Source organism: Nitrosopumilus oxyclinae (assembly GCF_013407165.1).
Classification (GTDB): Archaea; Thermoproteota; Nitrososphaeria; order Nitrososphaerales; family Nitrosopumilaceae; genus Nitrosopumilus; species Nitrosopumilus oxyclinae.
Genome location: NZ_CP026994.1, coordinates 449,109 through 466,510, shown reverse-complemented (window position 1 = coordinate 466,510; position 17,402 = coordinate 449,109). Strand labels below are relative to the sequence as shown.

Here is a 17,402-nt window from a genome sequence, read left to right as displayed (position 1 = left end):
ATTATTCGTAATTTGTGGCTCTTTGTGCTTGGAATTTCTTTCTGAATAGAAATGCTGCAATCATAGTCCCAACATATGGAGCACTCCAATATAGCCATAGATTTTCAAACGTTCCAGATAATAACGCAGGTGCCAATGCTCTGGCAGGATTCATAGATGCCCCAGAGATGAAAGCCAAAAACAAAATATCCAATCCAACGATTCCGCCAATAGCAACACCGCTAAATCCTCTTAGTCCTTTTGTATACACAACATAAAAAATGACACCCATAAGCATTGCAGATGCTAAAACTTCAACAGGAAAAATTACAAATATTGAAAAATCAAGATTCGGGGCATTTGCTCCTAGATTTGCATCATCTCCAATTATCAATAAAACAAATAGAGACCCCAGTATTGCACCAATTATTTCTGCTACTAAATAATAAACGACTTGAATTTTTGATATATGTCCTGTAATGTAATAACCAATAGTCACTGCAGGATTAAAATGAGCAAGAGAGATTTTTCCAAAAGAATACACACCTATCAAAAGTGCAATGAATGGGGCTACAGCTGCAAATGGAATTCCTAATTGGCCATCAAAAAACTTAGCATCATAAACTATCGAGCCAGTTGCAAAAACTACAAGAATAAATGTTCCAATTAATTCTACTGTAAAAATCTGTAAATTAGAATATGCCATTAATCATGTTCCTTAAGGGTTTCAATAAGATGAATTACTTCAGATTTTATTTTATCACGAATTTTTCTCACATCATCAAGTGATTTCTCTTTAGGATCAGAGATATCCCAATCAATTACATCTTTAACAAACAACGATGGACATGACTCTTTATCCATACATCCCATGTTAACAGTTTTGAAAGAATTCTCAATCATGGAATCAGATAATAGTTTGGGTTGTTGATTTGTCATGTCAATACCAATTTCATTCATTACCTGAACTACAATTGGATGAAGTTGGGATGACGGTGTTGTTCCAGCACTAGAAACGTTGAATTGATTTGAGGCAAATTTTCTAAAAAAAGCCTCAGCCATCTGGCTCCTACCGGCATTTTCTACGCACACAAACAGAATATTTTCAGGCATTCTTCACTATCACATAAATATTAGTTTATATAAATTTAAATTGATATGAATGGAGTTAGTCTTTTAAAATGTATTTGCGATGAGACACGTTTTGAAATCTTAGAACTATTGCAAAAAGACAAAGAATTATGCGTAAATGATTTTGTAGAGAAATTAGAAAAAGATCAACCACTAGTTTCACACCATCTAAAGACATTAAAAAAATGCGGAATAGTCAAATCAAGGGACGAAGGTAAAAAAGCAATGTATGCAATTTCAAGCAATCAGTTATCAGAATTAATTTCAAACGTTACAAAAGCAAGCAAAAAAATTCCAATTTTGTGTTCTGATGACAAGTGCTGCTAAAACTTTTCAGTTCGTACTACGCCAACATCACTAACATAGAGTACAATTGCAAAGTTTGCAAATAGTGTTCTTGAAATCTCTTCAACAACGTCTTGTAATTTTTCTTCACGCATAATTACTTCAACTTTAACATTTTTTTCAGTTTTTAATCCTTGTCCACGAATTCCACGTGCACCATTTCCATCAACCTCATATGTTGTATATCCAGTGATATCATATTTGCCTAAAATATCAATAATGTTCTTTTGAGCAAGAATCTCACAAGTGATTGTAAGTAATTTTACTGTGTATAATTTCATATCCAACCCTTTGTGATATAATGGAATAAGTCTATCGTTCCGTCTCCACTGTGAAGGAATGTTGAGATTGCAAACATGACAGGAAGTAAGATTATGATATTGTAAGGGAATGTAATTCCTAATGCAGATGTAATGTACAAACTGGGTTTTGCCTGCGGAATTGAATGGCGCAGTACAGCCGGTGCTGCAATAAATGAAGCACTAGCCAATAGTAAACCAAACATTACTGCTCCACCTAGGCTCAATCCCATGGCAGTTGCAACTAAAACACCAATTATTCCATTGAATGTTGGCATGATTATTGCAAATGCAGTAAGGAAAATTCCAACTTTTTTAATATCCTCTAATCTTTGACCTGCAATGATTCCCATCTCAATCATAAAAATTACAATTGCACCAGTGAACATTTCATCAAAGACAATTTTAATTGGACTAAACCCATCTTCTCCAATAATATAACCAATAACTATACTTCCTAAGAGAATTACAATTGCTTTGCCAGTAATGGAGTCGTGCAGTACCTGAGAAAGTTTTGTTTTTGTTTCTTGAATGCCCATATCAAGATCAGATGTATCTTCTTTAGAGACAGATTCTTTTTTCTGACGAATTTGTTTTGAAACTGCCATGTTTGTCAAAAATATCGCCATAATGAATGCAACAGGTTCTAAAACTGCCAAGACTGCTGCAAGATATCCTTCAGATGTAACTCCTTGATTCTTTAAAAATGACAACCCAACTGAAAAAGTGACTGCTCCTACTGCACCGTATGTAGATGCTAATGCATATGAATCAAAAATATTGAACTTACCCAACCTTCTTAAAATTTGATAATGATTTAATGTAAACAACAATGACAAACCTATTGCAACTAACATTGGAATCAACATGTTTTCAAATCCAGTGTTTCTCATCTCTATTCCACCGTGAAGTCCAATTGCCGCAAGAAGATAGATTGGTAAAAATTCAGAGATAGCTTCTGGAATTTTTAAATCAGATTTTATTCTAGCTGCAATAATTCCAAACAAAAAGAATAGAATTATCGGAGTAAGTAGATTTGATTGAATTAATTGTAAAATTTCCATTTGAATATTTCAAAAAATTTTTGCTGAAATAAAAATCAAGGCATTATTGAAAATTAAACAAATAGATGAATTAGAAAAGTAAACCCAATTCCCATAGCTGCTGCACCTGGAATAGTGATAATCCAAGAAAATACAATTTGTCTGCTAACTTTCCACCTTACTGCACGTTTTCTTCGGGCAGCACCTGAACCCATGATAGTTCCAGTAATTGCATGAGTAGTACTAGCAGGAATACCAAAAATTGCAAATACTGCAAGCATCAGTCCACCTCCAGTTTCTGCTGCAAATCCTTGGTATGGTCTAAGTTTGGTGATTTTCACACCAAGTGTTTTGATGACTTTGTAGCCTCCAAAGAAAGTACCCAAGCCCATAGCAGTTGCTGCAGCAAAAACTACCCATAAGGGCATCTCAAGTTCAGGAATCATTCCAGCTGAGAATAAAATTAAAACGATAATACCCATTGTTTTTTGTCCATCGTTTGCTCCGTGAGTTAAAGCAAACCATGCTGAAGAAATTATTTGTAATTTACCAAATGTTTTATTCACAGGTCCAGGTTTCCAACTTGCAAATACGGTAATTATCAAGGTAGTTAACAAAAGACCAAAAATTATTCCTCCAATTGGAGCAATGATAATTCCTGCAAAGACTTTGGTCAATCCACCATAAACTAATTTTTCAAATCCTAATCCCATTATACCTGCACCCATAATTCCTCCAACCAGAGAATGACTGTTAGAAATAGGTAATCCAAAATAAGTACAAAGAGTACTCCATCCAATTGCTCCTGCCAATCCTCCAACAATCATGTAGACTGTAATGTCATCAGGACTGACAATTCCTTTTGCAATAGTAGTTGCAACAGCAACACCGAAAACAAAAGGTCCAATGAAATTCATTGCTGCAGATAAACCAACAGCATGAATTGGTTTTAGAACACGGGTTCCAATAACTGTAGCAACAGAATTTGCCGAATCATTAAAACCATTTACAAAATCAAAGATTAATGCAACTATGATTGCGCCTATTGCTATCTCTAACATCTAATCAACTCATGTGTATTTTAAAACGATATCCTCGATGACGTCTGCAACATCAACACATCTATCAGATGCAGTTTCCATTGTTTCGTAGATATCTTTTAGTTTAATGATTTTGATTGCATCAGTGCTCTCAAAGAGTTCTTTGATGGCATCTCTATACAAGTCATCAACTGTGTGCTCAATATCACTAGTATTTCTGCAATGCTGAATCATATCTTTTGGATTTTTGATACGTTGTAATTTTGAAACCATATACTCTACTTCTTTTGTGGCTTTGAGTAGCTCATTTGCAATCTCAACAGTATATGGCGGAGGAGTTGTAATTTTGTAGCTGTAAATTCTTGCTGCAATCCCATCCATAAAATCAATCACATCATCAATTTTTGATGCAATTCTCTGCATATCCTCACGATCTAGAGGAGTTATGAAGGTCTTGTTTAGTTCAGAGAAAATATCACGTGTTAGTACATCTGCCTCAGTTTCAAGTTGATGAATCTTTTTTGCTTGTTCAAGATTAGTAAGATCGTCAAATAATACCACTACTGCTTCAGATGTTTCAACTGCTTTTTTTGCCAAATCATCTAAAATCTTTAAGAGTTCTTTTTCATTGGATTTAATCCAAGATAACCATTGTCCCATAACTCATGGAATGTGTTTGGTAAGATAAGCCTAGTGAACATAATGTCTATTGTTCTATATAGTGACACGATCAAAGAGCATATTTTGTTTTGATCGGATATCTAAATAATTTATTTAAAAAAAATAAGAAAAAAGAAAAAAGATCTATTCTGATGTGAAATCAGAACGCCAATCTTGGGTGTTTCTAAGATCTTTCGAACTTTGAGTATTTGCTTTTTCTACTTTATACATTGCATCGTATGCTGGATTGTTTGGATGATATCCTTGACATTCAAAATCAAAAATATTCTCTAGAGCAAATTTATTTTTGACATAACTCTCTTCAGAATTAGGATCTGTTTCAACAGTGTAATCAATTGCCCTACAATTCATATAATTAAAGCCACGAATCACTTTTCCATCAGACATAATATCAACATCAATATCAACAAGATCTACAAGACTTGTTCCTGCCATTCCTTGAACTTTGATTTTGTCATCTACATGATTATACAGTATTGGGTAATCGCCAACAATTCCCCTAAATTCTATTGTAGGATAAGTTGCCTTGTCAGTTACTGTTTCAGTATTAGTGTCCTCAGTGATTGATAGAACTTCGCTTTGCTTGAACATTGAAAATTCTATTGTCTCAATACCATCTGCAAATGTAAAAGTAGAAATGACATCGAGACCACCATCTGTATTTTGAATTGGTTCTACATACTCATTTGTGATTTGTGTTACCTTCCATGTTGGAGCATCACCTCTCAGAGCATCATAATGCATGTTGATTCCTTTAACTCCAGAACAAGTAAAGGTAGACTGTAGTACTAGTACAAAACCACTTTTTCCAGTAAATCCTTCTTCTTTGTCAGTCTGTGTTCTAATTTGAGCATCAGATACACGACAAGATGTAAAATCAAATCCTCTTAAAGTTGATTCAGTATTAGAAAACTCCACCAATGCATCAAAATCAATGTTAGATGCAGTAGACATTCCAGATACTTGATTTGATCTATCAATTGCATCAAATAACAATGGATAATAATCTAAAACACCTTCTACTGCAAATTCTGCATTAACATTTTCAGAAGATTCTCCATAACCTGAAATTAGATTAAACACAGGGAAATGAATTTTTTCTGCTCCATTCTCAAAACTAAAGGTCACTGAAGTGCTCATATTATTAGCAAATGTAAATCCAGAATCACCGTAATCAGTTAAAGAATAATTTCTAGGAATTTTGGAAGTTTTATCTAAATTTAGACCACTACATACAAAATCAATTTTATCTACGATTGCAAATCCAATTTCTTTGAAATAACTCTCATATTCATTTGAATCAAGTGTCTCAACTTGATAATTATCTATTCTACAAGTGCTATAATCAAGAGTAATAATGGATTTATCATCTTTTACAAAGTTAACATCAACATCAAAATATTTCAATTGATGATCAAATGCTGCATTAGAAAATCTGTACTTGTATGCCTCATCCATTGCTTTATGTAATAATGGTGAATCAGTAACAGTTCCTTCTACTGAGAATGAAATTCCAGAATTATCTGAAAAACTCTCACCCATCTCAAAGACAGGGAATTCATATGTTTCAACTCCATCTCTGAATGTAAATGTTAGAACAGGTTGCACATCACCTATCATTTTGTATCCTTGATTTTCTTCTGCATATGCATTAGTAAATCCAAATGAAACAAGTGCGACAATGCTAAAAATTGCAATATTTTTTGTATTTTTAAAAGTCATTAAATTAAAACAAGATATTGACCCTATAAGCTGTAAGATGGTTTTCTATTTGTAGAACATAGTTCTAGATAGATACAATTATTCTATTTAGTAAATCTCTAATTTTCACAATTTATCAATAAATCCTTGCTAGAATCAAAGTAACATCTATCAAAGTCAGAACCACCGTCAATTACATCTGAGCCTGAATTTGCATAAATCAAGTCACTGCCGGATTGACCCTTTAAAATATCATTTCCAGAATTTCCTCGAATTACATCATCACCTTCATCACCAGAAATAATATCATCTCCAGCACCTCCAAAGATGCAATCATCTCCTAAACCTCCGGAGATTAGATCATTTCCTCCTAATCCAAATATTAGATCATTGCCATCAGTCCCTGAAATGACATCATCTCCAGAAGTTCCCTCTATCAGATTATAATCAGAATGATTGTTTCCACATGTATTGACAGTAATTCTCTGATTGTCAGTGGAACTATGTCCAGCGTTATCAAAGGCAATCCAAATTAGATTGGTGATACCTGGTTTGAATGCATCAGGGGCATTGTTAATGATAATTTTAATTCCACTTTCATCAGTTGCAACTGCATTTCCAACAAATACATCAGTGAGCATATCTTCAGCCTCAATTGTGATTGATTCTGGAGCAGTAATTACGGGTTTAATTTGATCTCTTGATGGAGGTCTGACTTCAGCAGGAGCAACATAGTAGGATTCAGTTGGAGGTACAAAAAATGGCGTTTCATAGGATTTTATTGAATGCGTTGGAGAATCTACAACTAGTAATTCTCCATTAATCCCAATTGCCATGTCAGTGATTTGTTTAAAGGAATCAAGGTATGGACCTTTTTGTTCAGATTGAATTAATCGTAAATCAGAATTTTGAGATAAATGTAAAATTTTGGCAGTGTGAGAATTTACAACGAACATATCTCCATTAGGATCAATGGCTATTGCTTCAGGAGCAAAGACATAGCTAGGAAAGTAAAATTGAAATGATTGTAAGAATTCTCCTTCAGCACTAAATTTCTCAATTTTTCCATTTCCTTTATCTGTAACAAAAATATTTCCAAATTCATCTGCATCAATTCCAGAAACATTAAGGAATTGTCCAGGACCTAAACCACTAGAACCAAATGATGAAATGAATTTCCCATCAGTGGAAAATACTTGGATTCTTTGATTTCCCGTATCAACTACATACAAAAGTCCATTGCTAAGTGTTATTCCATTAGGATAGAAGAATTGTCCTTCAGCAGTTCCTTTTTTGCCCCATGATGAAATGAATTCACCATCCAAAGAAAACTTTTGAATTCTATTTAGATCACGGTCCACTACAAAAACTGAATCATCACTTACAACAATTCCAGTAGGATTGTAAAAATCCCCTAATTGTTTTCCGCTATTTCCCCAATGAGTTACATATTCTCCACTGCTAGAAAATTTTTGAATTCGTTTGTTACCAAAGTCACTAACATAGATACTACCATCTTCACCTATTGCAATGAATTGAGGAAAAGCAAAATTGTTAGGGTCTGTAGGTCCATAATTTCCCCACTTGTGTAATAAATCATAATCTCCAGATGCAAAAGATGTTTGCGTAAATGAGCTAGTTACTAAAACTGTAAAAAGAATCAACAAGGAAAGTAATAATTTCAACAATCAATCATGACAAAATATGAGAAACATAACCAGAGTTAGCTTATGTTGTAATTATTGTCAATTTTTTGTTAAAATGGTTTATTCACTTCACGCGTAAAGACATAGCTTGCAAGTCCCACCATTACAAGAACAAATGCAATTAAAACTCCTAGGCTCAAAATTATAGGAATTCCACCTTCAGAAACTCCTGTCATCAATTCTCTAACAAGCAAAACAGTGTAAGTAACAGGATTTAGTTTGGCAATTACTGCAAGCCAATCAGGAAGTAACTCTAATGGGAATAACGCAGGACTGAGCATGAATAGTGGCATACCAAGAAAATTAATCATGCCCCAAAAAGTTTCTTGAGACTTTGCAGTAGCTGCAATCATTACAGATATTCCTGAAAATCCTAAAGAAAACAAAATAACTATTGCCATTATGGGTGCAATCATTATCGGATTAGGGAAATTGACACCAATAGCTAAAGCAATCCCTATAATCAAACTAGCTTGCAATGCAGCAATCAAAGAAATAGCAGCCATCTTTCCCAATGCGATTGAAGAGCGAGAAATTGGAGAAGACAAAGCCTTGTTCATAAAGCCATACCGCCTATCCCACAAAGTATTGACACCACCAAAAATACTTGTGAAAATTGCAGTGAGAATTATGACACCAGGTGCCATAAATTCAATATATTCACCTTCAAATCCAACTGACTGAATTAATGGTTGTGTTCCAGAAAATGTATTGCCAATTACTATAATCCAAATTGCAGGTTGAATTAAACGAATTAAAACACCACTGCGAGATTTTTTGTATCTCTTTAACTCCCTCCAAAAAATAGTATATGTGTCATAAAGTAAATTATTCATGCACGCAACCTCTTCATTTTTGCATGCTCACGTTTTCTGTTATACCCAGCATCATCGCCTTTGATTTCATGTCCAGTATATGAAATGAAAACATCATCAAGTGTTGGTTGTGTTAGAGAGATAGATTTTATTTTAATTTCAAGTTCTGAAGAAATTTGGAAAATTTTAGGGATTACTTCAGTGCCATTGGATGCAAAAAGAGTAAGCTTTGAACCATCTTCATTAATTTTCTTTACAAATTCAATTTCTCTAATTTTTGAGATAAAAGTTTCATGCTTTTCGCCTTCGTCAATCACAATAGAAATCACTTCATTACCCATTGCATTTTTCATATTTTCTGGAGAATCAATTACCTGAATTTTACCGCCATCAATAATTCCAACTCTATCACACAATTGGTCAGCCTCCTCCATGTAGTGAGTAGAAACAAAAATAGTCATATCAAATTCTGTGTGAATTTTCTTGATATATTCCCAAATTTTTCTCCTAGTTTGAATATCTAATCCAACTGTAGGCTCATCTAGAAACAATACTTTGGGTCTATGCAATAATCCCCCTGCAATATCCAATCTTTTTCTCATCCCACCAGAATAAGTCACAACGGCTTGATCTTGTTTGTCAACAAGTTCGATTAATTCCAATACATCATCAATTCGTGTGTTTATTTCGTTTCTTGGGATGTGATTTAATTTTGCTTGTAATAGAAGATTTTCTCGCCCTGTTAGGTATTCATCTACTGTTGATTCTTGTTGAACATAGCCAATGTGTTCTCTAACTTTTTTGGGGTTTGAAGATACATCAAATCCTGAAATTATTGCTTTTCCAGATGTTGGTTTGAGTAAAGTAGTTAGAATCATCATGGTTGTACTTTTACCAGCACCATTTGGACCAAGGAATCCAAAAATTTCTCCTTTTTTAACTGAAAATGAAATATCGTTAACTGCAATAGTATCGCCAAATGATTTAGTAAGAGATTGTGTCTCTATGGAATACATCACATTGATCGCAGTTATCAATTATAAATTGCTAAGTATTGGTTGAGTCGATCCTCATAAAAAATTTAAAGACCAAATAATCAAATTAAAGCATGAAAGGATTATGTCAAAAATGTCACTCATCAAATGTTGATGTTACAGTACAAGAAGGAATTCCTGTTTGTGGTGTCTGCTCTAAAAAATCAGAATAAACAATAGATGAATTTTGAAAAAAGAAAATTAAAAGAAATTATTCAAGTTTTTTGAATTCTTCTTTAGTCATTCTTAAAATGACTTTTTCTCCTACACCCCAAATTTCAGCTTTAGATAGGATTTTAGAATGCATTAAACCATCAGTGACTTCGATTGATTCCAATTCATTTGTTTCTGGATTTTTATGCAATCGTTTTACTTTACCAATTTTATGTCTATCAATATCAGTTACAGGAATTCCAGTTCTCACAGGAGGTCTGCTCAGTAGCAAGGTCTCCTCAGAAAACTTGTCAATATAATCCTCAGATAGAAAGAAATCTCTTCTGAATCCTTGATGGATAGTTACACCGTTGACAGCTAGTGTGTCTTGGTTGATGTGAATATGTTTGACTTTGCCATATTCGATTCCTTCTCTATCAATGACTTTTTTTCCAGTAAATGTATCTGCAGTTGCCAAATTGGTAGGCATGCCTTCAAGTTTTACGGACATGTCACCAAATCAACAGATTTGCTTATCACACCGAATATCAGAAATTTCTATCAATGAGGTTAAATTACTTGACAGAAGAAAATTACGCATGGATATAAAGGAAGAATTGTTTCGTCCAATCCTAATTACAAAGGGAAGAAAAACAGGAAGGGAGCACAAAGTTATGCTTCGGGCAGTTAATCATAATGGAAAAATTTACTTTTCAAGGCACAGACCAGATGGGGATTGGTTTCAAAATGCATTGGCAAATCCACTAGTCAAAATACAATACAATGATAATGAATTCATTGGAAATGCAAAATTAGTTACGGACAAAACACTAGATGAAAAAATTTCTTTTCTAAAATATCCAGGAGAAGAAAGAGCCAAAGAGAAAAGAGTTACAATTGAAGTTACGTTAAACTAGATTTTCTAAATTTCCACAAATAGAATGCTGTCAGTCCACCTAGGATTATCGTAATTACAACAAGGGGTAAAAAGAAATCAGAACTTACAGTCATCTCAGAACTTACTGCAGTATTTACAACATCCATACTACGCTGTGCAATTTCTTGTGATTCAGATTCTGCAATCATTGGAGAAGATGCAGAGATGGACTCTACAGATTCATCACTTGGTAATGATTGTATATTTTTAGCAGATTCCTCAATGACAGGAATTCCACCATCCATTGCAAAATTATCTACAGGAATAGTTTTGTTTTGAAATTGAGATAATGAAAGTAATCCAGAAAAACCAGTTGCAATTCCAAGTCCTGCAACTTTGTAGATATTCCTAAAGGAGCGAACTAGTAATTTACTTTCTTTTGTTTTCTCAGAAAGTTTAGGTGGAACAATGACAATACTGAATTTTGATGCAGTGTAAATTTTCATGTCTTGTGATTTTGAATTTTTTTCAATCCTAGATATTTTCACTACTCCAAGATCTTGTAGTTTATTGAGATGGTACTTTACAAGCTGAAGAGACACATCACTTTTTTGTGCAATCTGAGATGCAGTTAATTCGTCATTGAATAATAATTGGAGGATTTCACGACTAGAATCATTGGTGAATATCTCCCCAAATGATTTTATTTTTTCATCATCAGTTGCAAGGATTTTAATATTTTCAGTTAATCCATCATCAGGTAACTTATCAGTGGACATTCGAGTTGATTATCTAATTCTAGTATATGTAAATTGTTTGGTGAAATTTGAATTTCACTAAACCTTTTATCCCAAACTATGAAATGATAGTAATCACTAAATGTCTGTTTTCAAAAAATGGATAAAGTGAGGAAAGAAAAATGAATCAAAAAATAACAATACCAATTGTAATCGCCATTTCGGTAATAGTTACTGCCGGAATAATGTTTTCAGTAGGAAGTGATAATCAGCCGCAAATCACACAAACACCTCAAACTGAAATAGTCTATATTGAAAAAACAGTTTCAGAATTCTTTGAAGGAACTAACAATGTTAAAAAAATATCATCTCAAGATGAGCTAAAAGGTATTCTCGAGGCATCATCATCACAAGGCGGTAATTTCTATGATGATCGAATGATAAGATCATTTGCAGTTGCAGAATCAGCAAGTTTCGATAGTGCTCAAAATACAGGAGTTCCAGCAATGGCACCAATGCCTTCTGATGGAGCAGCTAAAACAGGAGGATCAGAATATTCAACAACAAATGTTCAAGTACAAAATGTAGATGAACCAGACTATCTCAAAAATGATTCAAAGTACGTATACATTGTATCTCAAAATACACTTTCAATAATTGATGCATATCCAGCAGAATCTGCAAAATTAGTTTTAAAAATTGCATTAGACATTGAATCACAATACATTCAGAACATGTTCCTAAATGACGATAGACTAGTAATTTTCTACAACGGTCAAAGTGATGATGAAATCATCCCACAGTACGACTTTATTCCAAGACGTTCATACAGTTCAGTCACACATGCATTGATTGTAGATGTATCAGACAAAGAGAACCCAACAATCCTAAAAGACTATTCCATAGACGGGCATTTCATGGATGCACGAATGATTGGAAATTATGCTTACTTTGTTACAAACAGTAATGTCGATTATCAATATCCAAGACTCCCAGTAATAATGGAGGATTCAATTAGAATAATGACACCAGATGCATTTTACTTTGACAATATGGAACAATTTTCAAACTTTAACACATTAACAGCAATTGATATTTTTGGCGATAAAATAAATTCAGAATCATTTCTCATGGGGTACACTGGAGCATTCTATGTTTCTGAAGATAATTTCTATTTAACATATCAACAAAACATGCCATTTGGATTTTATGAGAATTCATCACGGGACAGATTCTTTGATGTAGTTGTACCATTATTACCAAATAACACTCAAGAACAAATCAAAGCAATACAAAATGATTCTTCAATTACTTCAGCAGTGCAATGGATAAAAATTTCAGAACTAATGCAAAAATCTTACAACCAGATGGATAAAAAAGACAAAGAGGAATTATTTGAAAAAATCAGAGAAGCCCTTAATGAATACGATGTTAAAATCCAAGAAGATACTAGAAAAACAATAATTCATAAAATTTCAATTGATGAAGATAAAATCGAATATGTAGCCAAAGGATCAGTTCCCGGTAGATTACTAAATCAATTCTCCATGGATGAAAACGGAGATAGATTCAGAGTAGCAACAACTACTGAATATTACATTCAACATCAAGGTACAGTTCGTGCAAATGCAGTCTATGTTTTAGATGAACAACTAAAGATCGTAGGTGAATTAGATGAGATTGCCCCAGATGAGAGCATCTTCTCTGCAAGATTCATGGGTGATAGACTATACTTGGTAACTTTCCAACAAATTGACCCATTCTTTGTAATTGATTTATCAACAGATACGCCTAAAATTCTAGGTGAATTGAAAATCCCAGGATTTTCAAACTATTTGCATCCATATGATGAAGAACATGTTATTGGAATCGGACGAGATACAAAGGAAGTAGACAATGGCAGAGTTCAGCAATTAGGCATCAAAATTGCATTGTTTAATGTGGCAGATGTGAAAAACCCCAAAGTTGCAGATGACATCATAATCGGTGATAGTTCAACTCATTCAGAAGCACTATACGAACACAAGTCATTTTTCTTTGATAAAAAAAGTGGAGTGCTATCAATTCCTATTAGTGGAGATGCAAAAAGTCTCAGCGGATTATCAAGTGCAAAAAAGATTGCTCCAGATTACAATCGTTGGAGTGGATTCTATGTATTTGATGTGAACACTTTAGATGGATTCAACCTTAAAGGAACAGTAACACACTCTGCAGAAGATTCACGATATTATGGAATGAGTAATGCAAGAAGTTTCTACATCGATGAAGTCTTGTATACTGCTTCTCAAGGATATTTGAAGATGAATTCTTTGAATAACTTGGATGAAATAAATTCAATAAAACTCGAAAACACTGGAAAGTTTATTGATTATATTGGCGGAGAAGTTATTCGTGAAGCTATACCAGATGAACAATAGTTGAAACTCCACGTCTATCAATTTCAACATCATTTTCAACTTCACTTAGAGTCACAGTAAATGAGATAACATCACGAGGTTTTGCATTTTCTGCATGAAGTTTAAGATGAATATCTAAAATATCAAATTCCTTATCAGGTAAATTTTCCTCATCCAAATACGCATCACATGTAGATTCAATTCTAAATCTATCATCTTTAAAATGAAATCCAAGTTTCATCTTTCTCCCTTCCCGACCTGCACCTTTCACATTCACATCAATTACCCCAGGACTAGTTTCAGTGTAACCGGATTTGTGATTTACAAAAACTCCAATTTCTAGTGGCTTTCCTGCAGTAGCTTCTGCCATTTTTTGAATTCCATCATTCATTACAACATCAACTGCCTTAATGGACTGGGCTACTTTTGCTATCCAGTCATTGGTTCTAGTGATTGTAGCACAAATTCCTACACGTCGTCGTTTATCTTCATCTTCAGGCAATTTGTAATAATCAACCCATGCCTCATAATCATGTGAGATATCCTCGATAAAGTCCATACATGTTCGTCTATAGTCATCAACATTATCGGTTCTCAGTGAAGCATCATCTGTTCTCATCCCATCAAAATCCATAGGCATTGCCATATTCTGAACTAATCGAAGTTCTAAAAAAACTAATCTTGAGGAAAATTAATGATTATAATAGGAAATTTTCAGATAAAAAGCATGATATTTTCAGAAGTGGTCGAAGATTTGCAATCTGAACTAAAAAAAGAGTTAGCACAGATCAGATTTCTATTAAAGAAAAATCCCGCCATGGCATATACCAGAATTGTTGAGATTGGAAAAGAAGTTGGTAAAAAATACAACATCAAACTAATTGTAAATTTTCCAAAGCAAGGCAGAATTGACGAGTTTGAAAAATATGGCAAAAGAGATTTGAGTTTAATCATCGATTATGACAAGAAAAGATTTCCAATAGACAGGGAGATCATAAAACAAAAAGCAATTGAAATGCTAGGTGATGTAAAGACTGAAGATGCATACATGTATGAAAATAAGGAAGGAGTCAGAGTATTTACAGATAATTGGAAAATAGATATTTTACCTCATTCAGTTCACATTTGGACTGATTTTGATGATAAAGTCACAGCATTTTGTAATTGGCTAATGGAAAATGCTTATGAGATGAAAAGCAAAAAATAATTTTCTAAACTAAACGCGCTCAAGTTGTTCTAACAAATCCTGAGCTTCTGTATTTTTTGGTTCAAGTTTTATAATATATTTACAACAAGCAATAGCTTCATCTTTTTGTTCCAATGCCAAATGCACGTTGGTTTTAAGAGACAGAGTCTCTACATCTTCATTATCTAATTCAAATGCTTTTTCAAAATAGGGTAATGCCCTTTTTGCATCATCTACAATAAAGAAAGCACTACCTAAAATAAACATAAAATCATGATCATCAGAATATTGTGATTCCAAGCTTTTACCAAATGCTATAGCCGCATCATATTCACCATCTCTAAGTAATTTCTTAATGCGACGTTTAGGATGTTTGAAAAGGCCTGCCATATTTGCTCGTTATTTAGAATAGATTTTTGTAATTTGAATGTAAACTAGAGAAAATATCAGTCGTACCATGCAGGAGGCTCTGAACCTGAACTTGTAGTACTTTTACTAGTTGGAATCTTCATTATTCCTTCTTTGATTAAGAATTGAATTCCTTGTACAAATGAATCATCATCAATTAAGCCATCTGCCCACCATCCTGCATTATTTTTAATCCAATCAGGAATTGCACTTGTACTTCCACCACTACCCTGAGTTGTTGGAGGAATCTTCATAATTCCTTCTTTGATTAAGAATTTTATTCCTTCAACAAAGGATTTATCATCAATTGAACCATCTGCCCACCATCCTGCATTATTTTTAATCCAACTAGGGATTTTTTGTACAGGTGCTGTTCCATCTTTTGCAAATATTGGAACAGAGAATTTCAGATAGTCTGATGCAACACTAGGTACAATTCCTTGAGGTGCTAGACCATATACCCACACAACATATTTTGCTGTACCAGGTTCTTCTTTAACAATAAAATCAAGTATGGCCTGTCCGGATGGAGAATACAAGAAAGACTGTCCCTCTTCTTGAGCAATGGATCGTAATGGAGTCAAATTATCATCTACAACCAAGAAATCATACTGAACTTGATTTAAAAATTCAGTGTCATCGTATTTACTGATAAATTTAATGAGCCATTGGGACTCACATCCTTGAACTAAATCTTCAGGACCATAGTTAATGTGAATTTGATAATCAAAATTATTTGTAGGTTTTTTTATGCTGATTGATTTTTCAATATTTGTTTCACATCCAGCTTGAGCCACATCAGTACTGGTAGATTTGTATTGATCAATAGGAGACACTTGAACATTTTGCTTATAATCTAATAACGTGAATTCGTATTCTGTTGGAGGAATTCCTTCTGAGACATGAGTGTATGTTTTAGCTTTAACAGGGAATGGGAAATCATCTACAATCCAAACCTTACTTGTGACACCACCAGTTTTCCAACCAACTTGAACAGTATCCCATGTTCCTGCAGGAGTTACCACTGTTTCAAGTTTCATTGGAACAACTTGTTCTCCACCAATGTTTCCAATTTTACCCCAAGATTTATCACTGAATTTTTTTGGGCCTTTACCGCCAGAACTATCATCAGATGTTGCAAATGCAGATAGCCATACTATAGAAGATTTGAAAGCTCCACGATAAAGTCCTAATTCTGAACTACCACCTGTTGGCTCTGGTGCAATTTTTCCAAATTCTATTTCGCCAACTATTATTTTATTTCCATCAAATACTGCAACATCAGCTAACCATTTGGTTTCAGTACCAACTTTTTTATCTCCTTTAATCCACATATCCAATTCAAAATTTGTACATTCTTTGTAATCCACATGGCACATAGAGTAAGAAAAGAAATCCCCTTGCCTGAGACCTTCACCGGCATACCAAGTACCTTCTTTATCAACACCTCCAGATTGGAATTGTGCAGAGGCAGAAGGTGCTGCAAGTGATCCAAATAGAAGTACAGAAATTGCTAAAATTAGTAATAATGATGCTTTCAATCTAAAAAAAATTGTCAAAACGGATAGTTAAACGTTTTTCAAAAATGTAAAAAATGAGAAAAAGAGGCAGTAAAATCTTATTCGAATAAGCAAATATAGAGGAATAAGTACAGAAATTCCAGAAATGTGCGAATGTTCCAAAGTCCACCTGTTTGAAGTCGAATTCAAACTAGATGGAATGACCGTAGTACCCACTCACAAGAACTGCGGATTTGGACTAGATGAAAAACAAGCTGACAAGTTCCAAAAAGAATTAGTAAAATCATGGGGCTTTGAGGACGAAGAGGATTAATTAAAAAATAAAAAATTAGTATTGGATCTAATCCAATT

Annotated in this window: 20 protein-coding genes; 5 read left to right on the top strand and 15 right to left on the bottom strand. The window is 33.8% G+C overall.

What is annotated here, in order from left to right; translation table 11 throughout:
• Nucleotide 1 precedes the first annotated feature (1 nt).
• Both C5F49_RS02735 and C5F49_RS02730 read right to left on the bottom strand, forming a co-directional pair.
• Nucleotides 2–685, bottom strand: coding sequence for an MIP/aquaporin family protein (locus tag C5F49_RS02735; protein ID WP_179363215.1), 684 nt, complete (start codon nucleotides 683–685; stop codon nucleotides 2–4).
• The gene (locus C5F49_RS02730) at nucleotides 685–1,092 is read right to left on the bottom strand and encodes an arsenate-mycothiol transferase ArsC (RefSeq protein WP_179363214.1); all 408 of its coding nucleotides are present in this window, start codon (nucleotides 1,090–1,092) and stop codon (nucleotides 685–687) included. The genes C5F49_RS02735 and C5F49_RS02730 overlap by 1 nt, the downstream gene beginning before the upstream one ends.
• Before the next feature lie 45 nt (nucleotides 1,093–1,137).
• On the opposite strand from C5F49_RS02730, the gene C5F49_RS02725 reads away from it, so the two are divergent.
• Entirely contained in the window at nucleotides 1,138–1,437 is a 300-nt protein-coding gene (locus C5F49_RS02725; protein ID WP_179363213.1) for an ArsR/SmtB family transcription factor, read from the top strand.
• Here C5F49_RS02725 and C5F49_RS02720 read toward each other — a convergent pair.
• From C5F49_RS02720 to C5F49_RS02680, 9 genes are all read right to left on the bottom strand, one after another.
• Entirely contained in the window at nucleotides 1,434–1,736 is a 303-nt protein-coding gene (locus C5F49_RS02720) for a DUF3240 family protein (RefSeq protein WP_179363212.1), read from the bottom strand. The genes C5F49_RS02725 and C5F49_RS02720 overlap by 4 nt on opposite strands.
• Nucleotides 1,733–2,818, bottom strand: coding sequence for a sodium-dependent bicarbonate transport family permease (locus C5F49_RS02715; RefSeq protein WP_179363211.1), 1,086 nt, complete (start codon nucleotides 2,816–2,818; stop codon nucleotides 1,733–1,735). The genes C5F49_RS02720 and C5F49_RS02715 overlap by 4 nt, the downstream gene beginning before the upstream one ends.
• Nucleotides 2,819–2,871: 53 nt before the next feature.
• Nucleotides 2,872–3,858, bottom strand: coding sequence for an inorganic phosphate transporter (locus C5F49_RS02710; RefSeq protein WP_179363210.1), 987 nt, complete (start codon nucleotides 3,856–3,858; stop codon nucleotides 2,872–2,874).
• Nucleotides 3,859–3,867: 9 nt separating this feature from the next.
• Nucleotides 3,868–4,497, bottom strand: a complete 630-nt coding sequence (locus tag C5F49_RS02705; RefSeq protein WP_179363209.1) for a DUF47 domain-containing protein — start codon at nucleotides 4,495–4,497, stop codon at nucleotides 3,868–3,870.
• Between the two features lie 144 nt (nucleotides 4,498–4,641).
• A complete protein-coding gene (locus C5F49_RS02700) occupies nucleotides 4,642–6,240 on the bottom strand; it encodes a hypothetical protein (RefSeq protein WP_179363208.1) in 1,599 nt (532 codons plus the stop codon).
• Nucleotides 6,241–6,338: 98 nt separating this feature from the next.
• Nucleotides 6,339–7,883, bottom strand: coding sequence for a 6-bladed beta-propeller (locus C5F49_RS02695; RefSeq protein WP_246275365.1), 1,545 nt, complete (start codon nucleotides 7,881–7,883; stop codon nucleotides 6,339–6,341).
• Between the two features lie 92 nt (nucleotides 7,884–7,975).
• On the bottom strand, nucleotides 7,976–8,761 hold the full coding sequence (locus C5F49_RS02690) for an ABC transporter permease (protein ID WP_179363206.1): 786 nt from the start codon (nucleotides 8,759–8,761) through the stop codon (nucleotides 7,976–7,978).
• Nucleotides 8,758–9,756: an ATP-binding cassette domain-containing protein gene (locus C5F49_RS02685; protein ID WP_179363205.1), complete on the bottom strand. Its 999-nt coding sequence runs from the start codon at nucleotides 9,754–9,756 to the stop codon at nucleotides 8,758–8,760. Before C5F49_RS02685 ends, C5F49_RS02690 begins: the two co-directional genes overlap by 4 nt.
• A 229-nt stretch (nucleotides 9,757–9,985) precedes the next feature.
• Nucleotides 9,986–10,438, bottom strand: a complete 453-nt coding sequence (locus C5F49_RS02680; RefSeq protein ID WP_179363204.1) for a hypothetical protein — start codon at nucleotides 10,436–10,438, stop codon at nucleotides 9,986–9,988.
• Between the two features lie 88 nt (nucleotides 10,439–10,526).
• On the opposite strand from C5F49_RS02680, the gene C5F49_RS02675 reads away from it, so the two are divergent.
• Nucleotides 10,527–10,844, top strand: coding sequence for a nitroreductase/quinone reductase family protein (locus tag C5F49_RS02675; protein ID WP_179363203.1), 318 nt, complete (start codon nucleotides 10,527–10,529; stop codon nucleotides 10,842–10,844).
• Here C5F49_RS02675 and C5F49_RS02670 read toward each other — a convergent pair.
• Nucleotides 10,831–11,583 carry an ArsR/SmtB family transcription factor gene (locus tag C5F49_RS02670; protein WP_179363202.1) on the bottom strand — a complete coding sequence of 251 codons (753 nt, stop codon included), beginning with the start codon at nucleotides 11,581–11,583 and terminating at the stop codon, nucleotides 10,831–10,833. The two genes, C5F49_RS02675 and C5F49_RS02670, sit on opposite strands and share 14 nt — an antisense overlap.
• 140 nt (nucleotides 11,584–11,723) lie before the next feature.
• On the opposite strand from C5F49_RS02670, the gene C5F49_RS02665 reads away from it, so the two are divergent.
• Nucleotides 11,724–13,958: a beta-propeller domain-containing protein gene (locus C5F49_RS02665; protein WP_179363201.1), complete on the top strand. Its 2,235-nt coding sequence runs from the start codon at nucleotides 11,724–11,726 to the stop codon at nucleotides 13,956–13,958.
• Here C5F49_RS02665 and C5F49_RS02660 read toward each other — a convergent pair.
• Nucleotides 13,939–14,583 (bottom strand): hypothetical protein, encoded by a 645-nt coding sequence (locus tag C5F49_RS02660; protein ID WP_179363200.1) that lies wholly within the window; start codon nucleotides 14,581–14,583, stop codon nucleotides 13,939–13,941. The two genes, C5F49_RS02665 and C5F49_RS02660, sit on opposite strands and share 20 nt — an antisense overlap.
• A gap of 81 nt (nucleotides 14,584–14,664) precedes the next feature.
• Between C5F49_RS02660 and C5F49_RS02655 the strand changes: the two genes are divergently transcribed.
• Complete coding sequence (locus C5F49_RS02655; protein WP_179363199.1) at nucleotides 14,665–15,144, top strand: hypothetical protein; 480 nt, start codon at nucleotides 14,665–14,667, stop codon at nucleotides 15,142–15,144.
• A gap of 9 nt (nucleotides 15,145–15,153) precedes the next feature.
• Here C5F49_RS02655 and C5F49_RS02650 read toward each other — a convergent pair whose 3' ends face one another.
• Nucleotides 15,154–15,513, bottom strand: coding sequence for a tetratricopeptide repeat protein (locus C5F49_RS02650; protein WP_179363198.1), 360 nt, complete (start codon nucleotides 15,511–15,513; stop codon nucleotides 15,154–15,156).
• Nucleotides 15,514–15,569: 56 nt separating this feature from the next.
• Nucleotides 15,570–17,072, bottom strand: coding sequence for a peptidase (locus tag C5F49_RS02645; RefSeq protein WP_179363197.1), 1,503 nt, complete (start codon nucleotides 17,070–17,072; stop codon nucleotides 15,570–15,572).
• Between the two features lie 124 nt (nucleotides 17,073–17,196).
• Between C5F49_RS02645 and C5F49_RS02640 the strand changes: the two genes are divergently transcribed.
• On the top strand, nucleotides 17,197–17,364 hold the full coding sequence (locus C5F49_RS02640; protein WP_179363196.1) for a hypothetical protein: 168 nt from the start codon (nucleotides 17,197–17,199) through the stop codon (nucleotides 17,362–17,364).
• Nucleotides 17,365–17,402: the final 38 nt, after the last annotated feature.

What these genes read in the sequence shown, in the direction of transcription:
- C5F49_RS02735 (WP_179363215.1), bottom strand. Translation starts at nt 685, where the DNA reads ATGGCATATTCTAATTTACAGATTTTTACAGTAGAATTAATTGGAACA.
- C5F49_RS02730 (WP_179363214.1), bottom strand. Translation starts at nt 1,092, where the DNA reads ATGCCTGAAAATATTCTGTTTGTGTGCGTAGAAAATGCCGGTAGGAGC.
- C5F49_RS02725 (WP_179363213.1), top strand. Translation starts at nt 1,138, where the DNA reads ATGAATGGAGTTAGTCTTTTAAAATGTATTTGCGATGAGACACGTTTT.
- C5F49_RS02720 (WP_179363212.1), bottom strand. Translation starts at nt 1,736, where the DNA reads ATGAAATTATACACAGTAAAATTACTTACAATCACTTGTGAGATTCTT.
- C5F49_RS02715 (WP_179363211.1), bottom strand. Translation starts at nt 2,818, where the DNA reads ATGGAAATTTTACAATTAATTCAATCAAATCTACTTACTCCGATAATT.
- C5F49_RS02710 (WP_179363210.1), bottom strand. Translation starts at nt 3,858, where the DNA reads ATGTTAGAGATAGCAATAGGCGCAATCATAGTTGCATTAATCTTTGAT.
- C5F49_RS02705 (WP_179363209.1), bottom strand. Translation starts at nt 4,497, where the DNA reads ATGGGACAATGGTTATCTTGGATTAAATCCAATGAAAAAGAACTCTTA.
- C5F49_RS02700 (WP_179363208.1), bottom strand. Translation starts at nt 6,240, where the DNA reads ATGACTTTTAAAAATACAAAAAATATTGCAATTTTTAGCATTGTCGCA.
- C5F49_RS02690 (WP_179363206.1), bottom strand. Translation starts at nt 8,761, where the DNA reads ATGAATAATTTACTTTATGACACATATACTATTTTTTGGAGGGAGTTA.
- C5F49_RS02685 (WP_179363205.1), bottom strand. Translation starts at nt 9,756, where the DNA reads ATGTATTCCATAGAGACACAATCTCTTACTAAATCATTTGGCGATACT.
- C5F49_RS02680 (WP_179363204.1), bottom strand. Translation starts at nt 10,438, where the DNA reads ATGTCCGTAAAACTTGAAGGCATGCCTACCAATTTGGCAACTGCAGAT.
- C5F49_RS02675 (WP_179363203.1), top strand. Translation starts at nt 10,527, where the DNA reads ATGGATATAAAGGAAGAATTGTTTCGTCCAATCCTAATTACAAAGGGA.
- C5F49_RS02670 (WP_179363202.1), bottom strand. Translation starts at nt 11,583, where the DNA reads ATGTCCACTGATAAGTTACCTGATGATGGATTAACTGAAAATATTAAA.
- C5F49_RS02665 (WP_179363201.1), top strand. Translation starts at nt 11,724, where the DNA reads ATGAATCAAAAAATAACAATACCAATTGTAATCGCCATTTCGGTAATA.
- C5F49_RS02660 (WP_179363200.1), bottom strand. Translation starts at nt 14,583, where the DNA reads ATGGCAATGCCTATGGATTTTGATGGGATGAGAACAGATGATGCTTCA.
- C5F49_RS02655 (WP_179363199.1), top strand. Translation starts at nt 14,665, where the DNA reads ATGATATTTTCAGAAGTGGTCGAAGATTTGCAATCTGAACTAAAAAAA.
- C5F49_RS02650 (WP_179363198.1), bottom strand. Translation starts at nt 15,513, where the DNA reads ATGGCAGGCCTTTTCAAACATCCTAAACGTCGCATTAAGAAATTACTT.
- C5F49_RS02640 (WP_179363196.1), top strand. Translation starts at nt 17,197, where the DNA reads ATGTGCGAATGTTCCAAAGTCCACCTGTTTGAAGTCGAATTCAAACTA.